At 37.6% G+C, this 18,110-nt stretch carries 22 protein-coding genes; 8 read left to right on the plus strand and 14 right to left on the minus strand.

All coding sequences use genetic code 11. The annotated features are described in order from the left end of the window. Window positions 1–77: 77 nt before the first annotated feature. Window positions 78–1,814 (plus strand): B12-binding domain-containing radical SAM protein, encoded by a 1,737-nt coding sequence (locus GXK58_RS04735; RefSeq protein WP_160720360.1) that lies wholly within the window; start codon window positions 78–80, stop codon window positions 1,812–1,814. Window positions 1,815–1,843: 29 nt separating this feature from the next. On the opposite strand, the gene GXK58_RS27470 is transcribed toward GXK58_RS04735, so the two are convergent. Continuing rightward, window positions 1,844–1,972: a hypothetical protein gene (locus GXK58_RS27470; RefSeq protein ID WP_272928119.1), complete on the minus strand. Its 129-nt coding sequence runs from the start codon at window positions 1,970–1,972 to the stop codon at window positions 1,844–1,846. Then, window positions 1,972–2,133 carry a hypothetical protein gene (locus GXK58_RS26965; RefSeq protein ID WP_202171292.1) on the minus strand — a complete coding sequence of 54 codons (162 nt, stop codon included), beginning with the start codon at window positions 2,131–2,133 and terminating at the stop codon, window positions 1,972–1,974. The genes GXK58_RS27470 and GXK58_RS26965 overlap by 1 nt, the downstream gene beginning before the upstream one ends. Before the next feature lie 131 nt (window positions 2,134–2,264). Here GXK58_RS26965 and GXK58_RS04740 point away from each other — a divergent pair, with 131 nt between their 5' ends. Next, window positions 2,265–2,618: a DUF3905 domain-containing protein gene (locus tag GXK58_RS04740; protein ID WP_160720362.1), complete on the plus strand. Its 354-nt coding sequence runs from the start codon at window positions 2,265–2,267 to the stop codon at window positions 2,616–2,618. A gap of 194 nt (window positions 2,619–2,812) precedes the next feature. Continuing rightward, entirely contained in the window at window positions 2,813–3,016 is a 204-nt protein-coding gene (locus GXK58_RS04745) for an alpha/beta-type small acid-soluble spore protein (RefSeq protein WP_160720364.1), read from the plus strand. 47 nt (window positions 3,017–3,063) lie between these two features. On the opposite strand, the gene GXK58_RS04750 is transcribed toward GXK58_RS04745, so the two are convergent. The 4 genes from GXK58_RS04750 to GXK58_RS04765 all read right to left on the minus strand — a co-directional run bounded on the left by GXK58_RS04750 (window position 3,064) and on the right by GXK58_RS04765 (window position 7,456). Then, window positions 3,064–4,176, minus strand: coding sequence for an anti-sigma-I factor RsgI family protein (locus GXK58_RS04750; protein ID WP_160720366.1), 1,113 nt, complete (start codon window positions 4,174–4,176; stop codon window positions 3,064–3,066). Beyond that, window positions 4,173–4,919 carry an RNA polymerase sigma factor SigI gene (gene sigI / locus GXK58_RS04755; protein WP_160720368.1) on the minus strand — a complete coding sequence of 249 codons (747 nt, stop codon included), beginning with the start codon at window positions 4,917–4,919 and terminating at the stop codon, window positions 4,173–4,175. The genes GXK58_RS04750 and sigI overlap by 4 nt, the downstream gene beginning before the upstream one ends. 291 nt (window positions 4,920–5,210) lie before the next feature. Continuing rightward, window positions 5,211–5,687, minus strand: a complete 477-nt coding sequence (locus GXK58_RS04760) for a hypothetical protein (protein ID WP_160720370.1) — start codon at window positions 5,685–5,687, stop codon at window positions 5,211–5,213. A 188-nt stretch (window positions 5,688–5,875) separates the two neighbouring features. After that, window positions 5,876–7,456, minus strand: a complete 1,581-nt coding sequence (locus tag GXK58_RS04765) for a peptide chain release factor 3 (RefSeq protein WP_160720372.1) — start codon at window positions 7,454–7,456, stop codon at window positions 5,876–5,878. Window positions 7,457–7,713: 257 nt separating this feature from the next. On the opposite strand from GXK58_RS04765, the gene GXK58_RS04770 reads away from it, so the two are divergent. From GXK58_RS04770 to GXK58_RS04780, 3 genes are all read left to right on the plus strand, one after another. Continuing rightward, on the plus strand, window positions 7,714–7,974 hold the full coding sequence (locus GXK58_RS04770; protein ID WP_160720375.1) for a hypothetical protein: 261 nt from the start codon (window positions 7,714–7,716) through the stop codon (window positions 7,972–7,974). Window positions 7,975–8,115: 141 nt separating this feature from the next. Beyond that, window positions 8,116–9,852 (plus strand): AAA family ATPase, encoded by a 1,737-nt coding sequence (locus tag GXK58_RS04775; RefSeq protein ID WP_160720377.1) that lies wholly within the window; start codon window positions 8,116–8,118, stop codon window positions 9,850–9,852. A 117-nt stretch (window positions 9,853–9,969) separates the two neighbouring features. After that, window positions 9,970–10,392, plus strand: a complete 423-nt coding sequence (locus tag GXK58_RS04780) for a YkvA family protein (RefSeq protein WP_160720379.1) — start codon at window positions 9,970–9,972, stop codon at window positions 10,390–10,392. Between the two features lie 99 nt (window positions 10,393–10,491). On the opposite strand, the gene GXK58_RS04785 is transcribed toward GXK58_RS04780, so the two are convergent. Both GXK58_RS04785 and GXK58_RS04790 read right to left on the minus strand, forming a co-directional pair. Continuing rightward, window positions 10,492–10,629, minus strand: a complete 138-nt coding sequence (locus GXK58_RS04785) for a YjcZ family sporulation protein (RefSeq protein ID WP_160720381.1) — start codon at window positions 10,627–10,629, stop codon at window positions 10,492–10,494. Between the two features lie 19 nt (window positions 10,630–10,648). After that, the gene (locus tag GXK58_RS04790) at window positions 10,649–10,753 is read right to left on the minus strand and encodes a YjcZ family sporulation protein (RefSeq protein WP_160720383.1); all 105 of its coding nucleotides are present in this window, start codon (window positions 10,751–10,753) and stop codon (window positions 10,649–10,651) included. A 242-nt stretch (window positions 10,754–10,995) separates the two neighbouring features. Between GXK58_RS04790 and GXK58_RS04795 the strand changes: the two genes are divergently transcribed. Beyond that, window positions 10,996–11,799, plus strand: a complete 804-nt coding sequence (locus GXK58_RS04795) for a glycerophosphodiester phosphodiesterase (protein WP_160720385.1) — start codon at window positions 10,996–10,998, stop codon at window positions 11,797–11,799. Between the two features lie 37 nt (window positions 11,800–11,836). Here the strand turns inward: GXK58_RS04795 and GXK58_RS04800 are convergent, their stop codons facing one another. The 4 genes from GXK58_RS04800 to phaQ all read right to left on the minus strand — a co-directional run bounded on the left by GXK58_RS04800 (window position 11,837) and on the right by phaQ (window position 15,420). Next, window positions 11,837–12,670 carry an undecaprenyl-diphosphate phosphatase gene (locus GXK58_RS04800; protein ID WP_160720387.1) on the minus strand — a complete coding sequence of 278 codons (834 nt, stop codon included), beginning with the start codon at window positions 12,668–12,670 and terminating at the stop codon, window positions 11,837–11,839. A 163-nt stretch (window positions 12,671–12,833) separates the two neighbouring features. After that, window positions 12,834–14,033, minus strand: a complete 1,200-nt coding sequence (locus tag GXK58_RS04805) for a C40 family peptidase (RefSeq protein ID WP_160720389.1) — start codon at window positions 14,031–14,033, stop codon at window positions 12,834–12,836. A 396-nt stretch (window positions 14,034–14,429) separates the two neighbouring features. Next, on the minus strand, window positions 14,430–15,005 hold the full coding sequence (locus GXK58_RS04810; RefSeq protein ID WP_160720390.1) for a hypothetical protein: 576 nt from the start codon (window positions 15,003–15,005) through the stop codon (window positions 14,430–14,432). Further along, entirely contained in the window at window positions 14,983–15,420 is a 438-nt protein-coding gene (gene phaQ / locus GXK58_RS04815; RefSeq protein ID WP_160720392.1) for a poly-beta-hydroxybutyrate-responsive repressor, read from the minus strand. The genes GXK58_RS04810 and phaQ overlap by 23 nt, the downstream gene beginning before the upstream one ends. Window positions 15,421–15,569: 149 nt before the next feature. Between phaQ and GXK58_RS04820 the strand changes: the two genes are divergently transcribed. Further along, on the plus strand, window positions 15,570–16,352 hold the full coding sequence (locus tag GXK58_RS04820; RefSeq protein WP_160720393.1) for an alpha/beta fold hydrolase: 783 nt from the start codon (window positions 15,570–15,572) through the stop codon (window positions 16,350–16,352). A gap of 78 nt (window positions 16,353–16,430) precedes the next feature. Here GXK58_RS04820 and GXK58_RS04825 read toward each other — a convergent pair whose 3' ends face one another. Together GXK58_RS04825 and GXK58_RS04830 are read right to left on the minus strand one after the other, a co-directional pair. Next, a complete protein-coding gene (locus GXK58_RS04825; protein ID WP_160720395.1) occupies window positions 16,431–17,510 on the minus strand; it encodes an alpha/beta fold hydrolase in 1,080 nt (359 codons plus the stop codon). Between the two features lie 17 nt (window positions 17,511–17,527). Next, complete coding sequence (locus GXK58_RS04830; RefSeq protein ID WP_160720396.1) at window positions 17,528–18,100, minus strand: polyhydroxyalkanoate biosynthesis repressor PhaR; 573 nt, start codon at window positions 18,098–18,100, stop codon at window positions 17,528–17,530. Window positions 18,101–18,110 lie beyond the last annotated feature (10 nt).

Here is an 18,110-nt window from a genome sequence, read left to right on the forward strand (position 1 = left end):
TGGGTTTGTCTTATACTCTTTTGGTCAAAAATAAGTTATAATTATTATTTGGTTATAATGAAAAAAGGAGCAACCTTATGAATGTTATTTGTTCTACTCTGAATGCCAAGTTTATTCACACCAATCTTGCCATTCGTTATTTGAAGGCTTATGCAGCCCCAGAATTTCAAATCAATTTAAAAGAATATACGATTAAAGACCCTGTGTTAAATATTGTTTCGGATCTATACCAGGCTAAACCAGATGTCATTGGTTTCAGCTGTTATATTTGGAACATTGAGGAAACTCTAAAAGTGGTAAATATGTTAAAGAAGGTTGATCCTTCTGTTTTAATTGTGCTCGGCGGTCCTGAGGTCACATATGATACTGCGGAATGGATGGAGAAATGCCAGGATATTGATTTTATCGTTATCGGTGAAGGAGAACAGACCTTTAAGCAGCTATTAAATGAAATTTCTTCTTCCAAAGAATATCGCAACGTTCATGGCATTGCTTACCGCGAAAATGGACAAGTAAAGATGACCCCGCAAATGAATAAATTAGACCTTAAAGAATTGCCTTCTCCGTATCGATTCCCTGAAGATATCGCTGATTTAGGAAAGCGCGTCACCTATATTGAAACAAGCAGAGGCTGTCCATTTAGCTGTCAATTCTGTCTTTCTTCTATAGAAGTTGGTGTAAGGTATTTTGACCGGGAAAAGATAAAAGCTGATATTCTCTATTTAATGGAAAACGGGGCAAAAACCATTAAATTTGTCGATCGGACTTTTAATATCAGTAGAAGTTACGCTATGGAAATATTCCGATTCCTGATTGATGAGCATCTTCCGGGTACTGTCTTTCAATTTGAAATTACAGCTGATATTATGCGCCCTGAAGTTATTGAATTTCTAAATCAAGAAGCACCCCCGGGACTCTTCCGTTTTGAAATTGGGGTGCAGTCAACAAATGACTTCACGAATGAGCTCGTAAGAAGAAAACAAAATTTTGCCAAGCTGACGAGAACAGTAACACTGGTGAAAGACGGAGGAAAAATTGATCAGCATCTCGATTTGATTGCAGGCCTTCCTGAAGAGGATTACTCATCTTTCCGTAAAACATTTAATGATGTATTTGAGATGAGACCTGAAGAATTGCAATTAGGATTTTTAAAAATGCTTCGGGGTACCGGGGTGCGTTTAAGAGCAGACGACCATCAATACGTATATATGGATCATTCTCCCTATGAAATTCTAAGCAATAACGTACTCTCCTTTGACGATATTGTTAGAATCAAACAGGTGGAAGATGTATTGGAGAAATATTGGAACGATCATCGGATGGATTATACCGTTGAATTTCTAGTCAGCAAAGTATTCCCATCTCCATTTGACTTTTTCCAAGAGTTTGGTTCCTACTGGGATGATAAGGGATGGTCAAGGATTGGTCATCAGTTGGAAGATTTATACCGCAGATTATATTCGTTCCTGGAGGAACGCTCTGTTGATGAACTTGATGTGATTGAAGGACTTATGAAGTATGATTACTTAAGAAATCATAAATACAAACCTAGAAAACCTTGGTGGGAGGCATCCTTAGACAAAGGTGAACGCTCAAGGCTTTATAAACAGATACTAGATGATCGGATAAAAATAGAAAATAGAGATTCTCAGCTGGTACTTGATGAAAAGGATTTATATAAGCATACCATGCTAGAAGAATTGACCTTTAACTTAGACCATTATTTATCGACAGGGGAAATAAAAAGAAAGCAAGAGCATTTACTAGCATACTTCACCCCTAGCAATAACCAAACACAAATTTTCACCTTATAGGTTATAGAAAGCCGGGGCAAAGTCCCCGGCTATTTATTTTTTCTAATTTTCTTCATATGCTTTTTTGTTTCATAAAGCTTTACTCCATTTACCTCACCAATTTCAACACTAAACTCTTCCATTGGAATAGAGGTTTTCAGGTTTGGTACCTTATGCATTAGCTTCTTCCCTTTTTACCTTGTTTTGAATTTCTATTTTGAAAACGAATGGCATTATTATTATCGGCGAACTCCGCAGAAAATTCACTTTCCTGTACATTTTTATGTGGTGTTTTCGAATATTTTTCGACTGCATTAAACTCTGCTTTGCGCTTGGCCACTTTTAAACCCTCCCAACGAAATGATAATACATACTTAGTTTGAGCAAACTTTGAGGTATCATTCCTTTCCTTATTTTTCATAAATAATATTGTCGGGACAACAAAAAAATAAAGAAAAAGGAGTGAAATCTATGACAGAATCCAATCAGAACAAAACAAACGAACAAGTATCCATTAACGAAACCATGCCACATCAAATGAATGCCCCGAGCTTTGAAGGTACCGGTATTAAAATGCAGGCCCCCTTTGTCAATAAATATGGGGTAACGATCGGTGACAGTTTATATGCTTCCGATCATTCACCCTTAGAAAACTGGTCAGAGGATACAGACCCTGCTATTATGTCTGGCGACGAGTGGGTTCATCCGACAAATGACATCGGCTGGAATACCGCTGAAAATCGTGAGCTGCTAGAAGAGAAAAAGAAACCACAGGCTTTTCCATTTATGCATCCGACCAAAGATGTCAGCCATGGTTCGGATTAATGGAATTATCCAAATCCGAAAAACATTACCACTTATGAAAATCTACAGAAAATAAATACTATCAATAGAGAGGGACAAAAGTTCCTCTAGAACCTTAATATATCTACCCGATGCAATTAGCTGCACTAGGTTAATTAATCAAACAAGGAAGTCTCATAAGAGTTCCTACTTCAAACAACAAAGGAGTGAAAATTATGGCGAGCAGCAGCAATAAATTATTGGTACCTGGAATCGAACAGTATTTAGATCAAGTCAAATATGAAATTGCCCAAGAATTTGGAGTTCAATTAGGTTCAGATACCGTATCAAGAGCAAATGGGTCTGTAGGTGGAGAAATTACCAAAAGACTAGTCCAACAAGCACAAGCTGAGTTATCAGGACAATTTAACAACCAATAATTGAATATCATGGAAAAAAGTCCGGATTCATTATCCGGACTTTAATATTATTTATTATTATTATTTTGTTGAGGTTTTTGGTTAATTTTCTTAGGCTGGTTTACTGTTTTTTCTTTAGTTTTTGCATTATCTTTGCTTTTTGGAATTTTCTGCTGGGTCACTTTTTGAGTCTTTGGCTTCGTTTTTTTTACATTGGTTTTAGATGGATCGACTGCTTTCTTTACTTGACCTGGAGGCAATTTAGCCACATGTGCAGTCTTTTTGGCAGCCGATTGCCCTGCATCAGGGGCAGGCTCTTTAAAAGTTTGCTTATCTTCCACTTTCTTTTGCTGTCCTGCCGGAATGGCGGCACTTGGCGATGATGCAGCTTTGTCATCATTCTTGGTGTGGTTCTTAGGTTTTTGTTTTTCTTTCTCACCAGATTGATTCTTTTTTTGCTGCTTATTATCCTGCTTATTATCCTGCTCCTTATTTCCTTGCTTTTCAACTTCCTGCTGGAATTTATCCTGCTGATATTCTCCAGTTGACATACCAAGCTCGTGTGCCTTTTTTCGATCCTTTTGAGTTGCTTTTATAAAGGTTAACTCAAGATCAGCCTTGCCTGCTAGTACTTTTATCTCATCAATATTCTTTTTAAGTTCTTTTTCTGATTGTTCGTCCTCATCTGCCGTACTGACAGCGGAAATGATCACCGGCTCGCTCTCATCACCACCCGCTTGTTTGATCTCACCTAGGATTGACTCCGTAATGATTGAAACATCTTTTTTCTTCCAATCTTTCAACTCCGAAATAATCTGTTTACCCTCTTTATTTATTCCAATCATTTCCACCACTTGCATATTCTTATTTACACCAAGTTCGATACTTGAGTTCGCATCAATCGTCATATAGGCATAAGCTTTATTATTTTGACGTATCGGAATCAAGGAGCCTAGTAAGATGAAAAGGGCTGCTGTGATCGTCCAAACGGTTTTAGCAGTAAAAATATTCTTTATAGATGTAAATGAAATCCTATTTTGAACATTTGTAATTGGAAAAAAGTGTACTTCTTCACCAAGGTTATAGAGTTTGTCTTGCTTTTTAGATCGGAGGAATTCACCTTCGGGGGTAAGCAGCGTTATGAAACAATCGTCTATTTCCATGATAATTCCTTTTTTCATATATCCAGCACCCCCTTAATATAGTCCTTCATATATACATAATCGCTAGATAAAATAAGTGCAACTGCAATAATATATTTTCGATTCCGTTCAATTGTTTTTCGGCTGACACTAACCATTTTTTCTAATTGTTTAATAGGAAGCCGCTTCTTTTCCCATAGCATCTGTCTTAATTCTTCATTAGCGACGAGCATTTTTGCAGTGAGAATAGCACTTTTACGGGCATCTGCATGTTTGGGTGAATGTTCAACTAAGTCGCTAAAACTCAAATCAAAGTCAGTTAAAACTTTTTGGAAATGAATGATTTCATCTTTCCTTAATTCTTCATCGTTCTTCTTATTGAATTCATCAAGGGAAAGTTCATTAACAATTACGGATCCCGGTGATTCTTCCTCTTGTAAAGGATTGGTAATATCGATGCTTATATGTTGATTTTTAGTTTGTTTACGAATATAGTCTATAACTCTTCTTTTAATAATGACCTCAGAAAAACTTAACAAAGAATTTCCCCGGTCTGGTGAATATTTTTCAATTGCCTCATTAAATGCAATAAGTCCAATGCTAAATTCATCGTCCGATTCATAAATATAGCGTCTGCAGACGGAAGACACAGTTTTAGCTATAAAGGGTTTGTAGGAATCAATTAATTGATTCAGCAGTTGTCGGTCACCTTGTTGAATCAACAAAACGGTTTCTTCCAAGGTTCTATTTTTCTTCTTGCTCATAAACAATAAACTAAGCATTTGCTCACCTCTATTCGTCCCATTATACCATACATATAGTACATAAGGACTTCATAGGGATAAGCAATTTCATTAAGTTAAATCCCTTGATCTAGGGCTTTTCAGGGCTTTTGTTAATTGTTAAACTTACCCATTTCCCTGTTTACTATTGGTTGCTCCTCTCCGCTAATTGTTGTTATCTCATTACCCTATTTTTCAATTCATTACATATGTACGTTATTGGTAAATTTGGTGTGGGGGTAGAAAAAAATTAATTTTATTCACTCAAAAAGCCTTAAATCGAAGTTTGATTTAAAGCTTGTTCGAGTTCCTATAATTAACAGCTAATATTTGTTGAATTATTCCTCCAACAATCAAACCGGGGATTAAAAAGATCATAGGTAAAAATATGGGGCCAGGGTGAATTTGAAAAACTGTAACCTTCGGCGAGAGCATTAAACCAACTGTGACAAAGTAAGCACCAAAAACAAACGGCAGAAAAGAATACTTTTCCTCAGCTGACATAGCAAATCGATAGGCATCCCAAATCGAAAACATATAAATACAAGGGTAGAACATAAGCCATTGATAGTCTAAAATTTCCTCTGCCTTTTGAATTTCACCTAAGAAGCTAAACATAATCCCACTGTTAAAATGACTATTAACATTCATAATGAACTCTAAAACAACAAATAAGACCCCTTTTATATACTGGCCAGTTAACAGTTGCGTAAAACCAGGAAATGCAATATTCCACAGTACAGCTTCCAATTTGCTCATTTTTTTCATTAGTCTATCCCGCTTCTATATGGCATTTTAGATAAAAAACTACTCCACTTATCTTATCCATTACTATCCGAAATTAACGGGTATAGACTGAAAATTTCCCATATAATTTCCAATTTATTCAATTTTACTTTTTTGCTTAAAATGAAAAATAAAAAAACAGCAGAAAAATTCCGCTGTTTTAACATAATTTATTCGTGCTGGTCCATTGGATTATATAGATTAATCGCAGGATTTTTTTCTTGGAACCATCTTAATGCAAAATCATTTTCAAATAAAAAGACATAATTTTCATAACGGTCCTTAACCAGCAGGCTCCGTGAGCTCGATAAGTTTTCATCTACTGTATCATTTTCAACCCATCTGGCAATTTTTGAGCCCATGCGCTCCATCAATACTTCTGCGTTGTATTCATTTCTCATCCGATGCTCAAAAACTTCAAACTGAAGCTGACCAACCGCACCTAATAAATATTCTTCCATCCTAACCGTCTTAAAAAGCTGGATAGCTCCTTCCTGGACAAGCTGCTGAATGCCTTTGTAGAAGGATTTTTGCTTCATAACGTTTTTCGCAGAAACCCTTACATATAATTCAGGAGTAAACTGTGGCAGCCTTTCATATTGGAAGTCGTTTTTACCGATCGTTAACGTATCACCAATTTGATAGGTACCTGTATCATAAAGCCCAATAATATCCCCGCTTACCGCCTCTTCAACAGTGTTACGTTCTTCTGCCATAAAGGATGTAGATTGGGATAACTTTAATTGTTTACCTAATCGCGGGATATTAACGGTCATTCCACGTTCAAATTTACCGGAACATACCCGTACAAAAGCAATCCGGTCGCGGTGAGCCGGGTTCATATTGGCCTGGATCTTAAACACAAAACCTGAAAATTGTTCTGATAATGGATCAATTTCACCAATCGATGAATTACGGGCTTTTGGCGGCGGTGCAAATTGCAAGTAAGACTCAAGGAAAGTCTGTACTCCAAAGGTCGTTAAAGCACTGCCGAAGAATACAGGTATTAGCTCTCCTGCGGCGATTTTTTCAGGCGAAAACTGATTTCCAGCTTCATTAAGCAGTAAAATCTCCTCAAGGGTTTGATCATAAAGGCCTGATGTTTTTATTGGGTGGTCCCCTTCAATTTCACCATCGTCATTCAATGGAATAAATCGATTTTCATCATCAACTCGGAACTGTTCCACCCTTTTATGAAAACGGTCATAAATGCCTAAGAATTCTTTTCCCATTCCGATTGGCCAGTTCATTGGATAGGATTCAATACCAAGAACCTCTTCTAATTCAGCAAGAAGTTCAAGTGGTGTTTTACCTTGGCGATCCAGCTTATTTATAAAAGTAAAGATTGGGATTCCGCGCATACGGCAGACTTTAAATAATTTAAGGGTTTGTTCCTCAATCCCTTTTGCTGAGTCAATAATCATCACAGCACTGTCAACAGCCATTAGAGTTCGGTAAGTATCTTCACTGAAATCTTGGTGTCCAGGGGTATCGAGAATATTGACCCTAAATCCCTCATAATCAAATTGCATAACACTTGATGTAACGGAAATTCCACGTTGTTTTTCGATTTCCATCCAGTCACTCGTGGCAAACTTTCCTGTTTTTTTTGCTTTAACTGTACCAGCGTCTCTAATAGCTCCGCCGAATAATAGTAATTTTTCTGTTAATGTCGTTTTACCAGCATCTGGGTGGGAAATAATCGCAAATGTCCGGCGTGACAATACATCTTCTTTAAAATTGTTACCCATCTTGTCTTCCTCTCTTTGACAAAGAAGTTAAACTTCCTTTAAATAAGGTTCTATTCCCTCAGGCAAAAGGTGAAGGAACAAAATTGCTAAATGACAGTATGCCTTTATAGCAAGATTTTTTTATCCATAACTTCAATCTTATCTCGCAAACGTCAACTTTGCAATATATCTGATATTTTCACATAATTTTTTCTTTTATAATGGCAATTAAAGGAATATAATGGAGATAACATAATTTCTAATTCCTAGGAGGAAAAATGAATAATCAGTCAGTAGATCAACAAACCTTGACCTTATTGCATAAAGCTTTCGAAATAGTACTTGAACAAAATAATATCACCTATAATAAAATTGGTATCGCAGAAGAAGGGGATCAACTCTTATTTTTGTATGAAACCAAGGATGAAAAGGTTCATGTTTTTAAATGGAGCAAGGCAGCATCTGTCGGAATGAGTATTGGCACATTGGCCCAAAGCGTGCTAACTCCGATTATTCCCCAACTCCGCTTATTATCATGAATTCCAACACACACATCCTATCAGGAAGGTGTGTTTTTTATGTCCATTGTCTTACTTAATTCTTCCACTGATTTCCACATCCATTTTTCTGGAAATACATTATAATAGTTTATAGAACTCTGTTAGAGGAGATGAAGTTAATTGAATAAAAGTAAAAAGATAGTTTCAAAGTTTATTCCGCTATTTACAGCGATAATTATAGTCATCACTGGGATCATTTGGTATGTTCAAACTTCTCATAATGAAATCACGATTCCTTTTTCTTCCGTAGAAAAAACCATTCAGAAGCAAAATGGCAAGGCTGTTACACTGACAGAACGAGCTGACGGCAGTCTGTATATGAAAGCAGGCAACGTCGAATATGTTTCCCATATTCCACCGAACAGCCAAATGATTGAGAAACTTGTTGAAAAATACAATATTGATTACACCTATACTACCAGCAGCCGTTATGGAAAATGGATAATGGGCGGTGTTATTCTATTGTTTGCAGGTGCTGCTCTTGCCCTGCAAAAAACTAAGGGCGGATTTGGGCTTCACAATTCTATGAAAAATAGTGTGGCCAAATCGCGGCCGCTGCCATCGATTACCTTAAATGATGTGGGCGGAATTGCAGAGGAAATGAAAGAGGAAATTTTGCAAACATTATCTACTTTAAAAGAACCAGAGAGGGCTGTTAAGCTAGGAATAAAACCGCCAAAAGGGATCCTATTATATGGGCCTCCAGGGACAGGTAAAACCTTACTAGCTCAAGCAATGGCAAGGGAGCTAGATGCTGCATTTTTCTCTGCTAGCGGTTCAGCCTTTAATGAGATGTTTGTCGGCGTTGGTGCAAGCCGAGTTCGTTCTCTATTTCAAACTGCTCGTAAACAAGCACCTGCTGTTATCTTTATTGATGAGGTAGACGCACTTGCCGGTAAGCGTAAAGCACATGGTGGTGAAGAAGCGGAAAAAACGTTAACAGAACTTCTTGTACAGTTAGACGGCGGACATGCTAATGATGGAATCCTGTTTATTGCCGCGACGAATAGAAAGGACATGCTCGATGATGCTTTCCTTCGTCCTGGACGAATTGACTTCTCCTTCAACGTTTCACTTCCAGATACAAAGGGAAGAAGAGAAATCATCGGGATTCATACGAAAGGAAAAGCTCTTGCAGAGGATGTGTTTGCGTCACTTGATGATCTTGCAGAAAGCACCTCCGGATTTTCAGGAGCGGAACTGCAGTCCCTTTTTGAAACGGCCTCAAGACGTGCTGTCCGAAATGGCCAAGATTGGATTACAAAGCAGGATTTAGATTATGCCCTTGACCGTACAATTCTAGGCAATACCTCCCGATCATTACAGGATGCTGAAACAAAGCACAGAGTTGCTATCCATGAAGCTGGCCATGCAATCGTTGCTTCACTAACAAAACCAGGCTCAGTCCGAAAAGCAACGATTATTCCACGCGGCGAGGCTCTTGGTTATGTAGCGCCAATTCCAAAAGAACTGCATTTATCAACAACCAGTGACTTGCTTGACCGTGTAGCTATGGTCTTAGCCGGAGGTGTGGCTGAAAGAATGTTCCTTGGGGAACACAGTATTGGTGTTAGTGGTGACGTGCAACAAGCAAAACATCTGATTGAACAAATGGTCGATACTGGTATGCTCGAGGATGGCTTTACACTAACCTTTAATAAGCAAGATAAAGAAATGAAGATGCAGGAACTTTTTGCAAAAGGATTAGAAAAAGCAGAAACCCTAATTAATAACCATCAAGATCAGTATCAGCAATTAGTTGATGCATTATTAAAAAAAGAAACATTAGAGGGATCTGAAGTGGAAGAAATTGTTGCAGGTCCTTCAGAAATAACTGAACAACTTATTTTCGCATAATCAAACCAGGTGCTCATTGCACCTGGTTTTTCTTTTATGTGTTTGGGGTAAACATTTAATGAAAATATATATTTGGAGGCAAACTAAGTTTGAATTCCGTTAAAGGAAGTGAGACATATGTACAACGAAGAGGAACTTATTGGAAAAGAGCAGAATAAATACATTAACAAAGCGAAAGAATTCATCGGCAATCCCCAAAAAATAAAAGACTTGCTAAAAAGAGCGGCCGATAAAGCAACGGAAAAAAAAGGTCCCTTAGGCGATGTTTGGGATAAACTTCTTCTATTTGTTGAGTTGGTTAAAGCCTACTCCAAAGGAGAATATAAAAATGTACAACCGAGTACGATTGTAACCATCATCGGAGCCCTGTTGTATTTTGTTTCCCCGCTTGATATCGTTGCTGATTTTATTATTGGTCTTGGACTGCTTGATGATGCTGCAGTGATTGGTTATACACTTAAGAAAGTGTCAAAAGAACTGGATCAATTTGAAAAATGGAAAAGTGATAAAAGTATACCACTAGAAAACCCGCTGGATTAACCAAGCGGGTTACTAGTCCATTTACATAATTTCACCTTAAACAACTGTGATACAGGCTCTTACCCCCATATCACGTGTTGTAAAGCACTTTAGACTAGACTACCATCTAAAGCAAGCAGCACCTACAATAATCAATAGAATAAATAATACAACGATTAATGCAAAGCCGCCGCCAAATCCGCCGCCATAGCCACAACCACCATAGCCGTAGCCACCAAATCCACCATATCCAAACATTTAAATTCCTCCTTTTATATTAATAGAATCCGCAACCCCAAGAAGCACCAATTATAATTAATAAAATGAATAAAACGACTATTAGGGCAAAGCCGCCGCCGTAGCCACCTGCTGCACCAGACATTTACATTACCTCCTTTATCGATTTCCATATATCCTATTCACCTAGTTAGAGATGTGCGATAGACAAATATCCATAATGGGCTTATTCACCAAAAAAGAATAAGCCCATTCTTTGTACATAAACTTCCTGCCATTCTATATATTTGTCCATAAAATTGAAGAGAGTATCTAGGTAAAAACACAGTTGACATTCTACTGCGTTTTTCTTACCATGTTCAAAAAAGGTGTTGGGGGTATAACTAATTGAGAATAACCACTACATTTTGGAAATCGTTTTTACAGAGGAAATTGGTTAATGATACGGCTTCTACATACCACTATCCCATTAAGATCGGCCACCGTGGTGCAGCAGGATACTGCCCCGAAAATACCTTTGCGTCCTTTCATAAAGCTTTGCTGCTCGGGGTCGACTTCCTGGAATTGGATGTACAAATGACAAAGGATGGTGAGTTGGTTGTTATTCATGATCCTACCGTCAATCGAACGACAAATGGGAAAGGAAAAGTGAAAGACTTTACACTGAAGGAAATTCAAACTCTAGATGCTGGCAGTTGGTTTCACCCTCGCTTTAGCGGGGAAAGAATCCCTTCTTTCTGTCAATTCCTAGATGAATTTGCCGGTAAGATTGGCATATTATTAGAGATAAAAAATCCAGCCCTATACCCGGGTATTGAGGAAAAGATTGCAGACGAGCTGTTAAACCGCGGACTCATTAACAGTGAAGGCCCACAAGTAATTGTACAGTCATTTGACCAGAATTCACTTAAACGCTTTCATCAACTTGTTCCTTCTGTCCAATTAGGAGTTTTACTGAAGAAACTCACCGGTAAAGGAATTTCTAATAAGGAATTTCTTTCTTTTGAAAACTATGCCTCCTATGTTAACCCAAAAATCACTATGGTAAATAAAAAGCTTATCCGCAGGATTCATCAGCACGGTTTTAAAACATTTATATGGACAATTCGAAAAAAAAACGAGGTCACTCTTTTAAGGAATGTTCATGTGGATGGATTGATTAGTGATTATCCAGATTTTCTTAAAGAATAAAAGGGCAGCTCCTAAAAATAAGAGCTGCCCCCTTCTATTATGATAAGAAAAACAAATAAATAATTAGAGCTAATACAATCCGATAAATGGCAAATGGCAATAGTTTTATCTTATTGATTAATTTCAGGAAAAAACGAATCGAAATTAATGCAAAGATGAATGCACTAATAAAACCAGCGATAAAAATTGGCAAAGCATCGACTGTCATAAACTCCCAATTTTTTAATAAGGATAAAAAACTGGCTCCAGCCATGATTGGCACGGCCATAATGAAGGTAAAGTCAGCTGCCGCACGATGGCTCATTCCCATCAAAACTCCTCCTGATATGGTTGAGCCTGAACGTGAAAAGCCTGGCCATAGGGAAAAGCATTGAAACAAACCCACCATAAAGGCTTGCTTATACGTGACTTGATCGACTGTTTGTGTTGATGGATGTTTAGGTCCCATTAAATCAGCAAGAATCATAAAAATAGCACCAATTACTAAGCCCACTAAGACGGTTTTTGTAGAGAATAAATGATCATCAATATAATCATTAAACAGCACCCCTAATACCCCTGCAGGCACCAGCCCTACAATAACCTGGGTTAATTTTAGACGGCTTTGTTTGTTGACCGTTTTTTTGGTCAATCTGCCTAGACCTAATAAGTCAATAAAACGGTCTTTAAAAGTAACAACCACAGCAAGAATGGAGCCAAGCTGAATCACAACTTTAAAGGTATTTGCTCCATGAGCAGTTAAAAAAGTTTCAGACTTTAACCACATATCGTCAACTATAATCATATGTCCTGTTGATGAAACGGGAGCAAACTCTGTTAAGCCTTCGACGAATCCTAAAATAATTGCTTTAATAAGCATAAGTAAATCCATGTTGTTAAACTCTCCTAACTGGTTGTTTAATAATTAGTTCTGACAAGCATCTTCCCTATTTTACTAATTCCCCTTAGCAAATGGCAATACTAATATTTTCATATTTTACCTTATCAGTAACAAAAAGAACAAAGCAATGCAAAAGAGCATCGCTTCGCTAATTTTAATTATCAATAATTCTCATCACACGACCATTAAACTTTTCCAGGTAATAACCCTTTGTCATATCGGCAATGGCAATTCCTGTCCTGCTCTGAGATCCAATAAACTTTCCACCGCCTAGATAAATACCGACGTGCCCGTCAATTTTATATGTATCAAAGAAGACAAGATCACCTGGACGGGCCTCACTAAACGGAACTTTTTTACCTGTATTTTTTAATATATCCGTATGGGCGCCTACTTTAATCCCTGCTTCGCCAAAAGCCCATGCCACAAATCCTGAACAATCGAATCTGCCTTGTGCAACATCATAATCATTTCTTCCGCCGCCAAAGACATAGACGGAATTTCCTATGAACCTTTCCCCGGCATGAAGGACCATGTTTATTGTTTTGTTAGATGTTGTTGGGATAGGTGTATCTGAAGGTGCCGGTACTGTATCAGATGGATCTGTTAGTACCTTTTGATTTAGCTCAGCCTCTTTTGAAGCAAGCGTCTGCTCTTCTTGATGCAGCTCCGCTTTGTGAGAAAGTTTCTGTTGTTCTAGTTTTTTCAATTGTTCCTTTAAAGCATCATTTTCTTCTTTTTGTTGTAATATTTGTTCCTGCATTCCTTCAAGCTCTGTTTTTAACTCTTTAAAATCTTTTAGCTTTTTTTCTGCAGAGGCCTGCTTTGCTAAAACAGCCCTTTGGTCCTCCTGATATTGTTTTACAAGGTCTTGATCTGCTTGGACCAATACAGCAACTGCTTGAAGACGTCCAACGAAGTCTTCAAAACTGGAGGAGCCCAGAATAACATCTATATATTTAACATTTCCCGCGCTTTCTTGTAGAGTTAAGGCTCGCTTTTTTAGAATTTCATTGCGCTTATTAATTCTATCCTGAATGGTGTTTATTTCTTGCTCAAGTTCAGATATTTCCTTCTGAGAAGCCTCCACTTTTAATTCCATGTCTTTTATCATCTTGTTATTATCTATGATGGCTTGATCAACTCTTTGGATTTGTTCTGTTAGTTTAGTTAGTTCTACCTGTACTTGAAGCAGTTCTTGATCTGTTTTCTTTATCTCGGACTGGATCCCGGTGCGCTCCTCTTGAACTCCTTTAAGGCTTGTTGTTTCCGCAGATGTAGCCGATGGAAGGGAGAATGCACTTACAACTCCGAATAGAATCGATGTACTGAGGGCAGTAAATCTTTTTTTCATTCCAAGTTCCCACTTTCTTCAACTTTCAAATTACTTAAACTAATAAGTTGATCGTTTGAAGACTCGTGCTGTTATGTAGGTTCGTTTTAGATTTTCTGTAATAGAGGACTTTTAATTTACAATATCATCCTTTTTTGTCTTTCAATTAGAAGTATATCATTTTATTTCCTCTATTGAGTTATTAAAATATTACATTTATATTTCATATTTAGGTGGTCTTAGCGCTTCGGACTCAATCCTACTTTTTCCCCCACCAGCTGTCCGAACCAGCTCAAATTAACATAAATAAAAAACCACAATCTACTTTAAAAACTGAGAGATTGTGGTTTTTTATTTATTATCAAGGATATTAAGGTAAAACAATGATGTAATTTCCCCTTGTGTATGAAATAAAGATTAGCGTGTCTTAACAAGTTCTTTAAGACTGTTTTTACTACGCTCAACAAGATCTAAATGTGCATTTTGTGTTTTTTTAACATATTCCTTACGAACCTCTAACCAAGCGTTTCTACGGTCACGATCGTTAGCAATAGTGGATTCGGTATTCTTTTCAAAACTATCTTCCAATTGATCGATAATGTGGAAAAAGTTGCGTACTGGTGTTAATGCCAATTTTTCCATTTGCCCTGTTACTTCAGCAAACTGTTTTTTTAGTTCTTCACTATCTTCGGAGTGGTTGTCTTCCTTTTCTTTTCCTGGATTAAATTGAGTCATTAGTTCAGACACTACATCCTTATTTGTCTTCTTAGCTTGCTCATAAAATTTTGCAAGAGACTCACGGTACTGTTTATTGAATTTAACAACCTCTCTTACAGTGTTAATATAGGCATCCTCACGATTTTCTCGAAGCTGTCTTGCCCTTTCACTTGATTGCTCGAACTGTTCCCAAAACGTTTTAACAAATGAAGCACCTGGTATCGATTCTACTGCTTCTTCAGCAGGAACCGTTTCATTTTTCTTCTGAACCATCATTTTTCCTCCTCCTAGTATTGGTCACTTTCTCTATTGGATCCTTCTTCTGAAATGAAGGGATATAGAGCTCAAAAAAACTAGAATACATCTTGAAGAATTGATCTAAGATGGATTGATACGTCTCAAGTTGGTTGGCATATCCTTTTAAGTATGTAATCCCAGCTTTAGTAATTGAATACCTTCTTTTGGCCGGCCCGCTGCCTGTTGTATCCCATTCCGATGAAACAAGCTCATCCTTTTCTAGTTGTCTTAGCATCCGGTATAAATTCCCTTGGTCAAGGGCCTTAAACCCGAATGTTTCAAGTTTTTGGCTGAGTTCGTAGCCATGAAGAGACACTTTACTCAGAAGCAATAAAATAAATGGCAGCACAAAATTTTTGGATGGATTAACTGATTGGTTTTCTTGATTCACCATATTTTATATCACCTCACCTATATGTATTTTACACCTAAGAGTAATATTTGGCAATATTTAAAATAAATATAAATTAAATTGAGATTTGCATGTTTACAACTTACTTAAGATGGTAATAAACTTATTTAAAATGAAAAAGGTGGTGTAATATGGAAGTTGCTAGAATTAGCAAATTCGGTGTGCCCTATTTGCATTTTGGAAGAGGAGAACCCCTTGTGCTCATACATGGTTTAGGAGAAGTCAAAGAAGGCTGGAGCAACCAATTTGAATTAGCCGATCAGTTTGAGTTAATTATCCCTGATTTACGTGGTCATGGGGATTGTACAAAAACAGACGGAATTTCTATTCCGACCTTTGCCTCAGACATCATTGGATTATTAAAAGAGTTAAAATTTGAAAACGCTAACACACTTGGTCTGTCAATGGGTGGAGCCGTTGCACAGGAAATTTACCGCCAGGCTCCAAACCTCTGCCGTTCACTCACCTTGGTTAGTACCTTCCACTATTTTCCTAAGAAATTAAGGCACCTTATATTTAACAATCGCCGAGAAAAGTTCGAGTCTGTTAAAGCTGCAGGTAATCAAACGGAATACCTAGCACAAATGGCCCTTTATTCTTGGAATAAAAATATGGTGGATACATTTAGCCATTACTTCCGCCCAAAACATCCCATCTTTCTTAAATCGTTAGAAACTTGTTTAACGGTTAATAACCGTGCCTTATTGCCTGAAATTAAAGTGCCTACGCTTATAATCGGCGGTCAATATGACTCTGTTTTACCAGTTTGGATTCAAGCCTGCATGCACAAACTCATCCCGCATTCAGAATTTGTTATTTTGAGGAATACCGGTCATCTTGCCAAACTTGAAGCAAAAGACCGGTTTAACCACCTATTGCGAAGGTTCCTTAATCAGCAAAAAACGGCTGTTTAAATGCAAGAAGAACGGGAAGTGACCGGCCCCCCCAGGTCCTTCCTCCCGTTCTTAATACACTCCCCATATTATTTTATACTATACGTTTGCCTCATCAAGGGTCTTAGACCGGGTCTTAAGCCACTTATCAGCAAATATCGCAAACATGCCTGTAAGCGCCAAAGAAACATGGCCTCCTTCGAAGACTTCATAGGTTTTATCCTCACTTGAAATCATATCTATTACCGGGAGGCTCTGACCTTCTAAAATCAGAGTATCTCTAGATGTAGAGAATACAAAGACAGGGCAAGTAATATTTTTCAAATCTACTTTCCTGCCTCCAATGGTAAGCTCTCCCTTCAGAAGTTTGTTATCCTTATAAAGATCATTAAACATCTGTTTAAAAGCAGCACCGGAGAATGATGCCGTATCCTTTGTCCATTTGTCCATTCTTCGCCACTTCTCAACATACTTTTCATCATGGGCACGTGTAAACAAGTTGACCCATGGAGATACATAGACCGGAGATAGGCCTCTAAACATTAGGTACAAATATTCAGAAGGAATCACACCATACACATCTGAAAAGCGATTAAAGTCGATGGCCCCGTTTTGAAGTCCCTTTAACCATTTGTCAGGTACAATTCCTATACTGAAATCAATAGGTACAGCTGCAAGAACTAGATTCTTAATTGGTAGTTTTGTTATCGAAGTGAAAATGGCTGAAATCGTTCCACCTAAACAATAGCCGACCATTGAAATTTCCTTTGCCTCTGAATGGCGCAGTGCCCGTTTTACAGCGTTCTCTAGATAATCATTTATATAATTATCTAAGGTAATATCACGATCTTCATAGCCAGGAGAACCCCAATCAAGGAAGTAAACATCATACCCTCGCTCGGTAAGACCGCCTACCACACTGCTTCCTTCCCCGATGTCTAAGATATATGATTTATTCAATAATGAATAAACCAAAAACAGTGGAATCTCATATTTTTTTTCTTTAGCAGGATGATAATACAATGTAGATTTATTCTTTTTCCAAATGATCTCCCTAGGTGTGGGGATAATATCTGGTTTAGGCTCAGTTAGTACTTTGTTAATTTGATCCCATCTCACTTTTTCCTTTTCCATGTCAAGGATGGGGATAAAATTTTTTAATGATGCTGCTGCACTCATCTTCTTTACTCCTTTCATTAGGATTCGGAAGTGCCGGCAACAGCTAGCACTAGGTCGTTTTCCTCATCCTTGACCTTCCCTGTTTGCAATAGATTTTTTAAACTAGATAGTTCTGCTTTCAAATCGGTTAACTGATTAAGCTCTTGCTTAAATTCCTTTAATTCCATTTGAACGGAGGACAGCTCTGCAGCTTGTTTTACTTCAGCTGTATGAACATCATTCTGCAACTGTTTAACGACGGTTACCATTTCTTCGAACATGTCAGTTATTTCTTTATTTGAATACCCAATTACATCTTGTATTTTCCAGATTTGTTCTTCCAATAAATCTATCTTTTCTTCAGCCTGGATAGAAAGCTTAGCTACATTCGCTACATCTTTCTTCGTTGGGATATTCATTAATCCTGCTACTATTTCTTGTCTTTTCCTTACGAGTTCTAAATATCGGGCATGACCATCCGTTCCCGCCTTTAATAGTTTGACGAATTCATTGTTGTCACTCATCATGTACAACAAACCATTTAGCTGCCTTTCCCACATTGCACTTAATCGCTTAACCCCTTCAAAAGGTTCATATCTTTCTTTTGTCATACGGCATCGC

Origin of the sequence: Bacillus sp. USDA818B3_A (genome assembly GCF_009928415.1) — a bacterium.
In the GTDB taxonomy this organism is placed as follows: Bacteria; Bacillota; Bacilli; order Bacillales; family Cytobacillaceae; genus Neobacillus.